The following is a 14,656-nucleotide window of genomic DNA, read 5'->3' on the forward strand; positions in this document are numbered from 1 at the left end:
AAATTGATAGATTTAATTTCATTTATGAATGAAATGGGATGAAGGTGTTGAGGTGAAAGAGGACATTCAGTGGCGCAACATTGACTTGAACTTATTGGTGACGTTTTCCTACTTGTATCGACATCGAAGCGTTAGCGTCGCGGCAGAGAAAAGTTACGTTAGCCAGTCGGCGATGAGTCATAGTTTGTCTCGTTTAAGGTTGTTGTTTGACGACCCGCTTTTTGAGCGAAAAGGACACAAGATGGAGCCCACTGAGCACGCTCACCACATCGCGCCAACTGTGCATCACTTGTTGGACTCTATCGCCAAAGACTTGCTCACTAAGTCTGCCTTTCAACCTGAAAATTACGCGGGTGTATGCCGCATTGGGTTAACGGATTATGCTGAGTTTATTTTTGCTCCTCGGCTTTATGACGAAATACGCCAGCGCGCACCAGAGGCCCAGATCAGTTTTATTAACGTCAATCGTAGCAACTACGTGGCATTAACTGAGCACGAAAAGCTCGATGTCATTATTGGCAGCATGCCGGTGTTGGATGACAACTTTGAGAGCTTGTACTTGTACACGGAAAAACATGTGTGTATGTGTGATAAACAGGTATTGAAAGGGGAAACACAGCTGTCTCTGGAAGCGTTCGCGAACATAGAGCAAGCTCTGGTAAGTCCCGATGGGAGCTTAAAGACACAAGTAGACCAAAAGCTCGCAGAACATGGCTTGAGCCGTAAAGTCACCGTGGCGTCGCGCAACTTTCTCACTATTCGGCATTTATTGAAAAAGCGCGATCTCATTGCCATCGTGCCAGAAAAAATGGCGTTGGCGGAGGGCTTTTCGGACGATCTCATTACTGTTAAGCCGCCGATCGCCGTTGCGGATTTTGATATTGCCATGCTGTGGCATTCCAGCCGAAACAATGAAGACAAAGGCATTTGGCTACGCGAGTTGGTTTCTTCGACCATCACCTCTCACATATAAAAAAGGGCACCAAAGGGTGCCCAGAATGTTTGTCATTGAGAGTCTGTGTTATACCGCTTGCGAAGCTGGCGCGGCTTCTTTTATACGCTCTTCCTGATTCAATGATTTCTCGTATTGGCTGTACTTCCACCAAGCAAAGCCAAGGAAAATCACGATACCACCAACGTTGTAGAAAATGATGGTCATGATGTCGGCCCCTGTAGGGAAGGTCGATGCTAAGAAGCCAACCGTAAAGATAGCGATCAGTACCGATACGGTAGCAATGCCCATTTTGCGTGAGCCCATTCTGAAATCACGCTCGACGTGATCCAGTTTCAAGCGCAGATTCAGGTACGCCAGCATGATGAACAGCGGTGGCAGCATCGAAGCGGCTGCGGTCATGTTGATCACCGTATTCATCAGATCTTGAGCGGTGTTAGAACCTAATGTTGGGATGATCATCAATGGGATAACGATAAGGAACTGATACCAAGCTGCGCGAGCTGGCACGCCGTTTTCGTTCAGCTCTACGGTTTTCTTACCAAAAATGCCTTCTGGAATCTCAGAGAAGAAGATTTTCACTGGCGTTGCTGTCCACATCAGTAGAGAGCCAAACATAGCGGTGAAGGATACCAAGCCTACGAAGCGGTTCATCAATATTTCTGGCAAACCAAAGTACGCAGCCAAACCTTCAAATACTTGAACCGATCCGCCCGTGTATTTTAGGGTTTCGCTAGGAACAAACACGTTAATCAAAACAGACGCAATTGAGTAAAGCACGCCGATAAAGATACCTGCGATGATGATGACTTTAACGAACGATTTCGAGCCGCCTTTTACATCGTTTACGTAAACCGCGACCGATTCCGCACCGCCTGCCGCCATAAAGATCCATGTAGTAATGCCTAAAAATGCCCAGCTGAAATCAGGGACCATCGCTTCTACGGTAATTGGATCAGCCGGTTCTACGCCGCCGATCAACGCAGCGCCAGCCAGTAAAATGTACGACATTGTCAGTAGCAGCATGAGGGAGGAGGTCACCGACGTAATTGGCCCCAACATTTTCGCGCCGTTTGTCGATACGTAGGTCGCAAACGCAAACAAAATCATACTGAGCACGGTAGTGGTGAATGGCGTCAGAATGTATTCATAGCCCAAGAACGCGTAAGACGCATAAGCGATAACACGCGGCAGCAAGGACGTGAAGAAGAATAGGTTAACGAACCAGTAAGTGTAGGCAGAGATAAACGCCCAGCGACCGCCAAGTGAGCTTTTTACCCATGCGTAGACCCCCGCTTCAGAATCTTTATTCAGAGATACGAATTCTGCGATGATCAAACAGAAAGGGATGAAATAAAAAATGGTCGCCAGAAAGAACATTGGCGCAGACGCTAGACCGATCTCGATGTTGTTATTGATTACGTTATTAAAGCTAAATACTGCAGCAAAGGTGAGGGACAACAACCCGAATTTGCCTATCGTATTACGTTTGGATTCAGACATGTTCTATCTCCGGTGAATCACGTTGGAATTGTAGGGAGGAAGGGCTTGTAATGCTGTGACCACAGCCCTTCTCTTGTTTTATTTATTTAGGAAGTAGCCATCTTCGATGGTCACTTTGAGCACCACTTTTCTTACGCGGTTGTCTCCATGGAAGCGGTACGCTTCACTGTTTTCAAAAATCGCCACTTGGCCTTCGCAAAGCTCACGTGTTTCACCCTGACCAGAAAAAAATTCGCGGTCGGTTTCATCACGATAAGCTTGTTCTAGTGTCAACGCGGTTTTATCCGCGAACTCAACGGTTTCTCGGCCTTCGAGGTAGTAATGCACATCGAAGTAACGACGGTTACCGATGAACGTTTCGGTTTGTTTCGCGATGCCATCTTCAACCATGTAAACCAGTGAATCGCCAATCGAGTGCATCACGCCATCTTTGATGTTGCCGATGTTGCCAATGGCTTCCACACAGCGGTTCCATTTACGACCGTTGCGATATACCTGTTTGAATTGCTCTAAGCTGTCTAACACGATCATGGGTTACGCCTCGTTGACTGATTGAGTATTGGTTTGAGTGAAAAACGCGTTGTCGAAATCATGGTTTGCCATCACTTGTGCGTTGCAATCGCCTGCTTGCAAAGGCATCAGCGTCAAACCGTAACGGAACTCGTCCATGTACACGCGGTAAGAGTCGAGCACTTCGCTGCCCCATGAGTTCGAGCCTAACCCCATCACTTGATGGTCAAGGTTAAGGGTGATGTAGCCACTCTTTTCTAGCTCGATCGTATGTTGCGCTTGATGCAGGTTTTGGTTGGTGTAGAACCACGCGCTGAAGTTGATTTCTTGCTGAGGTTTCACCAATAACCCTGTGCCATGACGGTTGGTGAGCGATGCCCAGCGCACGTGTTGGCGGTTGCCGTTGTTTTGCGGGAACGGGTAGTTCTCGAACATGTCCGCCACATTGGTGTGGTAAACATCAATGAGGTTAGCTTGGCGACTGTCTTGGTAGTTTTCTTCTGGGCCGCGACCGTAGTAGCTCACTTGGTCAAAGTTGCCGTTGATGCCCAAATCCAAGCCAATCACCGGAATCACGTGAGGGTAGTCGCCGTAACGTTCGCCGCTCAGTTCCACGTTCAAATGGCCTTGAGCATTGATTTGATAGCGATAGGTACAACGCATGCCAAAATCAAAGACCGGCGGCGCAATGATGCTGGTGGTCGTAATCAAGACGGAATCATCAGTTGCTTCCACAGCAAGTGTGCGGAAGTGCTCCTGCATGATTTGCAGATGCGCTGGGTACCACAAACCTTCATACTCTTGTTTGTGGTTATCAATCATCGGTTTGAAGAAGTTCAGTCTCGGCTCAGATTGAATGATCTCTTCGCCATTTACGCGCCAAGAAGTCAGCTTGCCGTTTACTTTGGAGAAGGTAAGCGTGAAGTTATGACCTGTGATAACGTGCTCTAGGCGGCTTTCTTCAAGCACCAAGGGTTGAATATTGTGGTTGACCAGCGCAGGCAACGTCGCGGTGTTGTCTTTCAGTTGGACCTGATACACCGCAATTTCATGGTTGGCTTCGCTGTAAAGCGTGCGACTGTCTTTGCGTACGGTGAAGTTGATGAAGGCTTCGCGCTCATCCAATTCTGGCAAGTCGATGGTCACTTCACGTTCGCTGTTGGCGACCAAAGCTTCGACTTTGAATTGCACGCTACGCAGGGTTTCACCTTCGGCACGCACGTCGGCAGTAATGGTGTAATCATCGAGGTTGGAGAACCACAATTTGTTCTCAACGATGAAGCGGTCATGGCAACCTTCTACGGCGCGGATTTTCACCGGTGCAATGACTTGTTTGTATTCTTTCAGGCCAGGGCCCGGGGTTTGATCTGGGTAAATCAGACCATCCATGCAGAAGTTGTAGTTGTTTGGGTAGTCGCCATAATCGCCGCCGTATTTGTAGAACTCTTGGCCGTGCTCATCACGCGCTAGAATGCCGTGATCACACCATTCCCAAACGTAGTGACCTTGAATGTGGTCGTGCGCATAGAACACGTTTTGGTATTCGGTTAAACCACCCGGCCCGTTCCCCATCGCGTGTGCGTATTCGCAGATGATGCGTGGCTTCTCGTGTGGGTGTTCGCCAAAGTAATTCATCAGTTGAGCGCGTGAGTACATCGTCGAAATCACATCGACGACTTCAGCATCGCGGTCTTCTTCGTAGTGAACCAAACGGGTGTCATCAATTGCTTTGGTCGCGGTATACATCGCACGGATGTTACAGCCATAACCCGATTCGTTACCGAGTGACCACATGATGATAGAAGGGTGGTTTTTCTGTGCGTGCACATGGCGCACTGCGCGATCAACAAACACCGCTTCCCATGCTGGATCATTGGTGATACGGCTCAGGTCGCCAACGTTGGCAAAGCCGTGGGTTTCCACATCGGTTTCTGCCATCACAAACAGGCCGTAAATATCACACAACTCGTAGAAGCGTGGGTCGTTCGGGTAGTGTGCGGTGCGAACTGAGTTGATGTTGTGTTGCTTCATCAAAATCAGATCTTTTTCCACGCGGTCCATGCCCACTGCGCGACCTTTTAGGTGGTCGTTGTCATGACGGTTGACACCATGCAGCATCACGTATTGATTGTTGATGTAAAACAGGCCATCGCGCACTTTGATGTCACGGAAACCCACGCGTTGTGGGATCACTTCCACTACGTTGCCTTGGTGATCTTTTAAGGTGATGAACAAGTGGTAAAGGTAAGGGTTTTCAGCTGTCCAATGCGTTGGCTTCACCATATCAATCGCAAAGCTTGTTGAGTGGTGGTTTTGGATAGTCAGTGAATCGCATTGACCACTGGCTACGACAGTGCCTTTGTCATGCAGCGCGTATTCCAGCGTATAGCCAGACGCGATAGCGGTGGAAAGGTTTTCCAATTCGATTTGAGCACTGAGCGTCGCACTTTGGTAATCGTCGGCGAAATCGGTGCGAATGGTGAGATCTTGGACGTGAACGTTCTCTTTTCCGATTAGATAAACATCACGGAAGATCCCCGCCGTCCACCACATGTCTTGGTCTTCAATGTAAGTGGAATCGGCCCACTGCATCACGCGTACAGACAGCAAGTTTTCGCCTTGGTGTACGTAGGCAGAAATGTCGAACTCCGCAGTAAGACGGCTGCCTTTACTAAAGCCGACGTACTCGCCGTTTACGTACACTTCAAAGTAGGTTTCCACGCCATCGAACTTGATGATGGTTTGTTGGTTATCCCACTGTGGGCCAAGTGTAAATGTGCGTTGATAAGCGCCCGTTGGGTTGTCGGTTGGTACAAACGGGACATCGATCGGGAATGGGAAGCCCTCATCGGTGTATTGCAGATCGCCGTGGCCTTCCATTTGCCACATGTTTGGGACGGTAATGTGTCCCCAGTCGTTCATTGTTTGTGAGTAAAACTCATCAGGTACCAACATTGGGTTGGTGAAATAACGGAATGTCCATTGGCCGCTGAGCAACATAAAGCGGCGACTCAGTTCACGTTGAAAGGTTTGTGCGCTCTGAACAGAGTCGTAGGAGAAAAAGTACGCACGCGGTGCCATACGATTCTCGTGTAAGTGTTGGAAGTTTTCCCAATTGTTCACGTTTTGATCTCCCCTCGGCTTGGTGCGCTTATGTTGGAGTGCGGATTGGTTTCATCGCGGCTCAACATCAGTGCAAAAACAACGGCCGATGTATTGTGAAAAATGCTTATGAATAATCTGAGAAAGATATTAGTAAAAGTTTTACTAAAATAAATTAGTGGAAACGTTTTACTTTAACTTGATCACGTTTTAAATGACCAATGTTGAGCAAGATGTGATCAGCGTAAAGGAATGCGTTCTAGATTGTTTTGGAAAGTAAAAACAGTAAAAATTCGGTAGGAAATAAAAGAAGAAATAAAAAAGCACTGAAAATTCAGTGCTTTATTTGAGCAGTTTTGAGGGGGTTTTTATCGAGTTGTGCCGCGTAGCTTGAGCTTGCTTGGAACGTACACTTGAAGGGGCAGTGCGCGTCCGTCACGGTATTTTTCTACTAACAAGTTCACGCCTTGAATACCCATCATTTCAGAATGAATACGAACGGTAGATAGAGGTGGGAAGGTAAAGCGCGCGGTAGGGATGTCGTTCACGCTGATCAGCGCAATATCATCAGGAATGTTTAAACCAAACTCATGCACTGCTCGTAACACACCAATCGCAATGGAGTCCGAAGCAATGAACATCGCTTTTGGGAAATCGCCTTTGGCCAGCATCTCTTTCGCTAAGTCATAACCGGACAAGCTAGAGAAATCGCCACGATAAATGTCGTCTTCAGAAACCACACCTTTTAGACTGCCGTAGTCCACAAACGCATTTTCACGAATGTCTGCGGTGTTGGGCTCGTCTTGTCCACCAATAAATCCGATGCGCTCGTAGCCTTGTTGCACAAAGAAATCAACCACTTGCTTGCTGATTCTTACAAGGTCGATATCAACGCAATCGTAAGGACTAGTTGGATCTGAAAAGTCGATGTAACAGATGCTATCGGCTAGGCGTTTAGGTAACTTATTGACCACCTTTTGGTCGACTTTCCCGACTAAAAGGACACCGGTGATCTTTTGCGTTTCAACATCAATTTCGTTGTTGTAGCAATTGGTTAGCGTAATGCCGAGTTTGTCGCACTGAGTTTCAATCCCATGACGAATCGACAAGTAGTACGGGTCATTCACTTCTGCTTCTTGTTTGTAATTGTACAAGGCCAAAAAGTGATGTTTTTGCTTGGCTTCTTTGGTGGCTTTCTTCGAGCTGCTGGTGCGGTACTCCAGCTTTTCTGCGATTTCTAAAATGCGGCGTTTGGTTTCTTCTTTAACGCTCAACGTCGGATCGTCATTCAAAACTCGCGATACGGTTGCAAGTGAGACGCCCGCTTCAGTGGCGATATCTTTTAGTGTTGCCATGTACATTTCCCGTTGGCATTGCTCACAGTCCAAGTGAGAACTCAATAATCTGGCTATTGTAAACAGCTACTTAGGGATGCACAAACTTTTAGTAAAATCGTGCGATCCATGAAAGAGAGCGGTATCTGCTCGACTCATCTTCACTGCTCATCATCTTCCCGGTTTAATTTAACTAAAGTCTGCATCTAAAATAAGGCTTTTGTGTAATTTTGTGGAAACGTTTACACAATTTGAATTCGATCACGGATCTGGATCGAGATTGGTTGCTAGACTTTTAGCCAGTTAAGAAATGGGCGTACTGATTCGATGCAATGGCGATTGGCTTTTAGCGCATCAGAGTGAGGTATGAACAGAAAGCAGCAAACGTGGAGAAGCAAAAGTGAAAGTTCTTGTCACAGGCGGTATGGGATATATCGGTAGTCACACTTGCGTTCAGATGATTGAAGCGGGAATAGAACCTATCATCGTCGACAACTTGTGTAACGCCAAACTGGAAGTGTTAAACCGTATTGAAGCGCTGACAGGCAAGCAGCCTGCGTTCCACCAAGGTGACATCCGTGACGAAGCATTTTTGGATACGGTATTCGCGCAGCACGACATCCAGGCCGTGATCCACTTTGCTGGCCTCAAAGCGGTTGGCGAATCGGTGGCAAAACCACTTGAGTACTACGACAACAACGTCAATGGCTCATTGGTGTTGGCGCGCAGCATGCGTAAATCGGGTGTGAAAAGCATCGTATTCAGTTCATCGGCAACGGTTTACGGTGACCCAGAAATAGTGCCGATTACGGAAGATTCACCAACAGGCGCAACCACCAATCCATACGGTCGCAGTAAATATATGGTGGAGCAGTGCTTCAGCGATCTGTTCCATGCTGAAAACGACTGGAGCATCACCTTACTGCGTTACTTCAACCCAGTTGGCGCCCATTCATCGGGCAGCATGGGGGAAGACCCACAAGGCATTCCCAATAACCTGATGCCATTTATCGCCCAAGTCGCTGTTGGTCGCCGAGAAAAACTCGCGGTATTCGGTAGCGACTACCCAACCCCTGACGGCACTGGCGTACGTGATTACATCCATGTGATGGATCTGGCCGACGGCCACATCGCCGCATTGAAATCGGTGGGTGAGAAATCGGGTTTGCACATTTACAACTTAGGTACAGGTAAAGGCTCGAGCGTACTTGAGATGGTGGATGCGTTCGCGACCGCTAGCGGTAAACCAGTGCCTTACGAGTTATGCCCGCGTCGTCCTGGGGATATTGCTGAATGTTGGGCAAGCACGGAAAAAGCTGAGCGTGAACTAGGCTGGAAAGCAATACGCACGGTGGCTGAAATGACCGCTGATACGTGGCACTGGCAGTCAAAAAATCCCAATGGCTATTCCCCTAGTTTGAAGAATTTTAAAGAGTTGAGTAAGTAACATGTCGAATGTCGAATTTAACCCAGTGGATCATCCACACCGCCGTTACAACCCCCTGACTGGGCAATGGATTTTGGTTTCACCTCACCGTGCAAAACGCCCTTGGAGCGGCGCAGATGAAAAGCCCGCATTGGATGAGCTACCAAGTTATGACGGTAAATGTTTCCTTTGTCCAACCAACGAACGTATCTCTGGCGATGTTAATCCAGATTACGAAGGCACCTATGTGTTCAATAACGATTTTGCTGCGCTGATGGTGGATTCACCAGATGCACCGGAGTCAAACAACCCGCTATTCAAAACGCAAGGTGTGCGTGGTTTGAGCCGAGTGATTTGCTTCTCGCCAGATCACAGCAAAACCTTACCGGAACTACCAGTGGATAAAATTCGCGGCGTGATTGATACATGGAATGAGCAAATTGAAGAGCTCGGCAAAGAGTACGTTTGGGTTCAGGCGTTCGAAAACAAAGGCGAAACCATGGGCTGTTCTCAGCCTCATCCGCACGGTCAAATCTGGGCGAACAGCTTCTTACCAAATGAAATTGAGCGTAAAGAGCACAACCTAAAAGCGTACTACCAAGAGCACGGCAGCAACTTGCTGGTGGATTACGTACAAGCGGAACTCAAAGACGGCTCACGCATTGTGGTGGAAACCGAACACTGGCTGGCGGTGGTGCCTTACTGGGCTGCTTGGCCGTTCGAAACTATGTTGTTGCCGAAAACGCACATTCGTCGCATGAGCGAACTCAGCGATGAGCAACGAGACGATTTAGCGCGAGCGATTAAGAAGCTGACCAGCCGTTACGATAATTTATTCCAATGCTCTTTCCCTTACTCGATGGGCTGGCACTACGCGCCGTTTTTTGACCAAGGCACAGACATCGACCATTGGCAGCTTCATGCACTTTTTTATCCGCCACTACTGCGCAGTGCCACGGTTCGTAAGTTCATGGTGGGCTACGAAATGCTGGCAGAAAGCCAACGTGACCTCACCGCAGAGCAAGCGGCGCAGCGTCTGCGTGATGTGAGTGATGTCCACTACAAAGAATGCTAAGTCTTTAAATTGGACTGATTACGAATAACGGGATAGCGCGACTTTACAGATAGAAAGTTAGGCTCAACGCGCTATCCCACACAAATTACTATTTTAAGAGAACGTCCCTATGTCTGAACTTATCCAAAATGTGAAAGCGTCATTTGAGCAAGTGTTGGGCTACGCATCTAGCCATATTATTCAAGCGCCTGGTCGTGTTAACTTGATTGGTGAGCACACCGATTACAACGATGGTTTTGTCCTACCGTGTGCCATTAACTACCAAACGGTCGTGGCGGCGGCAAAGCGTGAAGACAATATCGTGCGTGTGGTGTCGGTCGATTACGGTAACGCAGTGGACGAATTCGATATCACGCAAGCCATTACCTTCCAGCAAGACAAAATGTGGGCGAACTACATTCGCGGCGTGGTGAAGTGTCTTCTGGCGCGTGGCTACCAGTTTACTGGGGCGGATATTTCAGTCAGCGGCAACGTGCCTCAAGGCGCGGGTTTGAGCTCATCGGCGGCGTTGGAAGTGGTGATTGGCCAGACGTTCAAAGTGCTGTTCAATCTTGAGATCAGCCAAGCCGAAATTGCGTTAAACGGTCAGCAAGCTGAGAACGAATTCGTCGGTTGCAACTGCGGCATCATGGATCAAATGATTTCAGCGGAAGGGCGTGAAAATCATGCGATGCTATTAGATTGCCGTAGCCTTGAAACTGAAGCAGTCTCTATGCCAGAAGACATGGCTGTCGTGATCATCAACTCGAATAAAAAACGTGGTTTGGTCGACAGCGAATACAACACTCGTCGTCAGCAATGTGAAGAAGCGGCGCGTATTTTCGGTGTGAAAGCTTTGCGTGATGTGACGATTGAGCAGTTCAACGAGAAAGTCGCTGAGCTGGATGAAATGGTGGCCAAGCGTGCACGTCACGTCATCACAGAAAATGATCGTACTGTGGAAGCGGCACAAGCGCTACGAGCACACGACATGAAGCGTATGGGCGAGCTGATGGCTGAGTCTCATGCCTCGATGCGCGATGATTTCGAAATTACGGTAAAAGAAATCGATACGCTGGTGGAGATAGTCAAAGAGGTGATCGGCGATCAAGGCGGCGTGCGCATGACTGGCGGTGGCTTTGGTGGTTGCATCGTGGCACTTGTACCGCCAGCACTGGTTGATGACGTGAAAGCGGCAGTTGAAGCGAAGTACCAAGCGGCTACGTGCTTAAAAGAGTCGATTTATGTTTGCCAAGCCCAAAATGGTGCGGGTTTGGTTGAAGTGCTGTAAGGAATGATGATGAAAGCCTATTTTCAACAACTAGAACAAGCGATGGCGCAAACGCCGTCGTTTGATGGCCAAACTGCGAATCTGATTCATTTGACCAACGCGAATGGTATGACAGCGTCGTTTATGGATATCGGTGCGACGTGGTTGAGTTGCACATTACCGGTAAATGGTGAAAACCGTGAAGTGTTGTTGCGCTCACCAAATATGGCTGAACACATGAAGCAAGACGCTTACTTCGGTTCCATTGTTGGCCGCTTTGCTAACCGAATTGCGAAGGGGCAGTTTGAGATAGACGGAGAGAAGTATCAACTTGGTATCAATAACGGTGAAAACTCACTGCACGGTGGCCTAGAAGGGTTTGATAAACGCCGCTGGAAGGTTGAAGAGCAAAATGATCAACAGGTCACTTTTTCACTTCGCTCCCCGGACGGTGACCAAGGCTATCCGGGAAACCTCGATGTGAAGGTGATGTACACGCTCACTGACGAGAATGAACTAGCTATCGTCTATGACGCTAAGACCGACAAAACATCGCCAGTGAATTTAACCAATCACGCCTACTTTAACTTGGCTGGTGAGGCGAACCGCGCGAAAAGTTTGGATCATACTTTACAGCTCAATGCTGGGCATTACTTGCCAGCGGATGCGGGGTTAATTCCTACCGGTGAACAAAAGCCAGTTTCGGGTACCAGTTTCGACTTCACCGAGCCAAAATCGATAGGCCAAGAATTTCTTGCCGAGCAAGATCAGAAAACTGCTGGTGGCTACGATCACGCCTTTGTCTTCATGCCTGAAGTGACCGATGGCGTATCTGTCGCTGCGGTTTTAATTGCACCAAAAGAAGATGTGGTGATGAAGGTGAAAACCACCAAGCCTGCCATCCAGTTTTATTCAGGTAATTTCTTAGCCGGTACGCCAGGTGCAAGTAAAACTTACGAACGCTATGACGGCCTAGCATTGGAAACGCAATACTTTCCAGACGGGCCAAACAAACCAGAATGGGGACTCAACAATGGGGTGTTGAGCTCTGGGGATTGCTATCAGCATCAAACTACTTATCAGTTTGAATTTTAGATAGCACTTCTACCCTTTGAACTTGCAGCGGCAGCGATGCTGCAACTCCAACGACTTTGGGTGTTATGGTGGGCTACATGCCCACCTTTTTTGTTTTTGTCGAAGAGGTTCGAACGATGAGCTCACCCTCTACTTTGCGTTTGTTAGAAAGCAACGGCTGCCCTTCAATCAGTGCCATCAACGATTCGATTGCGAGTTTACCCATGTCTGAGTAGGGCAGTTCAACCGACGTTAATGCTGGAAAGCTTTCAGAGGCGATTTGCTGATTATCGTAACCGACAACGGCAACATCCTGAGGAATCTTCAACCCCAACTCCGCTATCGCTTGGTAGCACCCCATTGCCATATAGTCGCTGCCACAGAAAATCGCTTCTGGCGGCTGCTCCATATTCAGTAGTGCCAGTGTTTGCTGGTGCGCTTCTTTTAGCGACCAGTTTGCATCGACTAAATACTCTGAGTTAGGAATGATGTCTGCATCAATGAGAGCCTGACGGTAACCATCGGCACGTTGCTTACTGGCTAGCATCCAACTTTCACCAGACAGCATGGCAATGCGACGATAACCTTGCGCTGTGAGGTGTGAAACTGCTTTGTAAGCTCCAATCATATCGGCCGGCAAAATACTTGGCGTTTCGGTGTGTTCTTCGTTGGTGCAGTTCAGCAGCACAGTCGGTAAGGAAGTTGTGACGCGTTGCTGCTCCAACTCTCGCGTCATACTGGATGCGTAAACCAAACCTGCGTAATCACCGCCGTTGATCTCCGACTCAATCTTGCTTGCCAACACTTCATCATGGCTGTAATTGAACGTCACCAAAATGTAGTCGTTCGACCACGCTTCTTCTCTCGCTGCATTGATGGCATCGATAAATGGGTCATAACTGGTTAAGCCGTTGATCACCAATGCGATCTTTTTAGGGCGTCCCAAAGCATGGGCAACCTTTTTGTTTTTGTAGCCAAGTGATTCTGCGGTTTCGAGCACTTTACGTTTGGTCGCTTCCGCGATTTTTACGGAAGTTGAGCCATTCAATACCAGCGATACGGTCGACTGAGAGACGCCAGCCGCCGCCGCAATGTCACTCATGGTGATTTTTTTAGCCATTCTGCTCTTTTACTTAATTTCGTTAGCTAAAGATATTAGCTAAAGATTAAGTTCGGATCATCCTTTAAAGATGAAGATCACAAAAGTAAGTCAGAGCAACTTAAAAGCTGTGATTTTCACCACGTTTATTCTTTGAGCTCCTAGTCATTAAATTATTAATTAATATATTAGCTAATATTATTAGTTAATAATTTAGCTTTAAGGTGAGTAAGATGAAAAGATGGTCGGAAGAGAAAGCGTGGCAATGGCAAAAAGAGCATGGCTGGCTACGTGGCTTTAACTATTTACCGCGCACAGCGGTTAACTGGAATGAGATGTGGCAAGCGGACTCCTTTGCTCCTGAGGTGATGGAACAAGAGTTAGCTTGGGCGCATGATGTGGGTTACAACACTTTACGTACCAACTTACCATTTATAGTTTGGCAAGCGGATCGCGATGGTTTACATGCGCGAATTGAGCGCTTTCTGGATATTTGCGAACGCAATCAAATCAAAGTGATGCTCACGCCGATGGATGACTGCGGTTTTTCGGGCGACCATCCTTATCTTGGTGAACAAAAAGCGCCAGTACCGGATTTGCACAATAGCCAAGCAGCAGCAAGTCCTGGTCGCAATGTGGTGATGGACAAATCTATGTGGGGTGAGGTCGAAGCGTATATTCGCGACATCATCTCTACCTACAAAAATGACCCTCGAATCGTTATTTGGGATCTCTATAACGAGCCAACCAACCGCATGATTTTCACCACTACGGGTGAGATCGCTTACGACGAAGAAATGGAAATCTTTAGTCATGAGCTGATGGAACAAGCGTTTGAGTGGGCACGTGAAGAAAACCCAACTCAGCCTCTCACCGTTGGCGCTTGGCATGCGCCAAGCATTCTTGACCGAAGCCTGCCGATTTATGAACACCCAACCGATCGCAAAGCGATGGAGCTATCGGACATCATTACTTTCCACGCTTACTTACCACTCGATCTGTTCCATAAAGCCGTTGAAATTGTAGAAAGCTACAACCGACCAATGATGTGTACTGAGTGGCTTGCTCGTCATGCGCAATCGTACATGCACGAACAGCTTCCGGTCTTTAAACAGAAAAACATTGGCTGCTACCAGTGGGGATTAGTGAAAGGAAAAACACAAACGCATCTGCCTTGGCCAGAGATAAAACGTAGCGATGCAAACTATGCGAGTCAATGGTTCCACGATCTGCTTGATGAGCAAGGACAGCCGTATGACGCAAGCGAAGTGCAATTGATCAAAACACTCGCAGAAGTGGATTAATTGCCTGTGAGCCGACTCTGAGAAATGG

11 protein-coding genes are annotated in these 14,656 nt (G+C 47.9%); 6 read left to right on the forward strand and 5 right to left on the reverse strand.

Going from position 1 to position 14,656, the window contains the following annotated elements; genetic code table 11:
* Positions 1 to 28 precede the first annotated feature (28 nt).
* Positions 29 to 973 (forward strand): LysR family transcriptional regulator, encoded by a 945-nt coding sequence (locus BIW15_RS05330; RefSeq protein WP_005484982.1) that lies wholly within the window; start codon positions 29 to 31, stop codon positions 971 to 973.
* Between the two features lie 48 nt (positions 974 to 1,021).
* On the opposite strand, the gene BIW15_RS05335 is transcribed toward BIW15_RS05330, so the two are convergent.
* From BIW15_RS05335 to ebgR, 4 genes are all read right to left on the reverse strand, one after another.
* A complete protein-coding gene (locus tag BIW15_RS05335; protein WP_077280657.1) occupies positions 1,022 to 2,455 on the reverse strand; it encodes an amino acid permease in 1,434 nt (477 codons plus the stop codon).
* A gap of 78 nt (positions 2,456 to 2,533) precedes the next feature.
* Positions 2,534 to 2,986, reverse strand: a complete 453-nt coding sequence (locus BIW15_RS05340) for a beta-galactosidase subunit beta (protein WP_020835434.1) — start codon at positions 2,984 to 2,986, stop codon at positions 2,534 to 2,536.
* A gap of 3 nt (positions 2,987 to 2,989) precedes the next feature.
* Positions 2,990 to 6,088, reverse strand: coding sequence for a beta-galactosidase subunit alpha (ebgA, locus tag BIW15_RS05345; RefSeq protein ID WP_077280658.1), 3,099 nt, complete (start codon positions 6,086 to 6,088; stop codon positions 2,990 to 2,992).
* A gap of 347 nt (positions 6,089 to 6,435) precedes the next feature.
* On the reverse strand, positions 6,436 to 7,422 hold the full coding sequence (gene ebgR / locus BIW15_RS05350; RefSeq protein ID WP_029815325.1) for a transcriptional regulator EbgR: 987 nt from the start codon (positions 7,420 to 7,422) through the stop codon (positions 6,436 to 6,438).
* 379 nt (positions 7,423 to 7,801) lie between these two features.
* Between ebgR and galE the strand changes: the two genes are divergently transcribed.
* The 4 genes from galE (at position 7,802) to galM (ending at position 12,246) form a co-directional block, all read left to right on the forward strand.
* Positions 7,802 to 8,848, forward strand: coding sequence for a UDP-glucose 4-epimerase GalE (gene galE, locus BIW15_RS05355; RefSeq protein WP_077280659.1), 1,047 nt, complete (start codon positions 7,802 to 7,804; stop codon positions 8,846 to 8,848).
* Between the two features lies 1 nt (position 8,849).
* Positions 8,850 to 9,902, forward strand: coding sequence for a UDP-glucose--hexose-1-phosphate uridylyltransferase (locus BIW15_RS05360; protein WP_005485008.1), 1,053 nt, complete (start codon positions 8,850 to 8,852; stop codon positions 9,900 to 9,902).
* A gap of 109 nt (positions 9,903 to 10,011) precedes the next feature.
* Positions 10,012 to 11,172, forward strand: a complete 1,161-nt coding sequence (galK, locus tag BIW15_RS05365) for a galactokinase (RefSeq protein WP_077280660.1) — start codon at positions 10,012 to 10,014, stop codon at positions 11,170 to 11,172.
* Positions 11,173 to 11,181: 9 nt separating this feature from the next.
* The gene (galM, locus tag BIW15_RS05370) at positions 11,182 to 12,246 is read left to right on the forward strand and encodes a galactose-1-epimerase (protein ID WP_179115227.1); all 1,065 of its coding nucleotides are present in this window, start codon (positions 11,182 to 11,184) and stop codon (positions 12,244 to 12,246) included.
* A 73-nt stretch (positions 12,247 to 12,319) separates the two neighbouring features.
* Here galM and BIW15_RS05375 read toward each other — a convergent pair whose 3' ends face one another.
* Complete coding sequence (locus tag BIW15_RS05375; protein WP_006742407.1) at positions 12,320 to 13,345, reverse strand: LacI family DNA-binding transcriptional regulator; 1,026 nt, start codon at positions 13,343 to 13,345, stop codon at positions 12,320 to 12,322.
* A 212-nt stretch (positions 13,346 to 13,557) separates the two neighbouring features.
* On the opposite strand from BIW15_RS05375, the gene BIW15_RS05380 reads away from it, so the two are divergent.
* Positions 13,558 to 14,628 carry a cellulase family glycosylhydrolase gene (locus BIW15_RS05380; RefSeq protein ID WP_069495209.1) on the forward strand — a complete coding sequence of 357 codons (1,071 nt, stop codon included), beginning with the start codon at positions 13,558 to 13,560 and terminating at the stop codon, positions 14,626 to 14,628.
* The last annotated feature ends 28 nt before the right edge of the window (positions 14,629 to 14,656 follow it).

The sequence above is a fragment of the Vibrio sp. SALL6 genome, assembly GCF_002002385.1.
Classification (GTDB): domain Bacteria; phylum Pseudomonadota; class Gammaproteobacteria; order Enterobacterales; family Vibrionaceae; genus Vibrio; species Vibrio parahaemolyticus.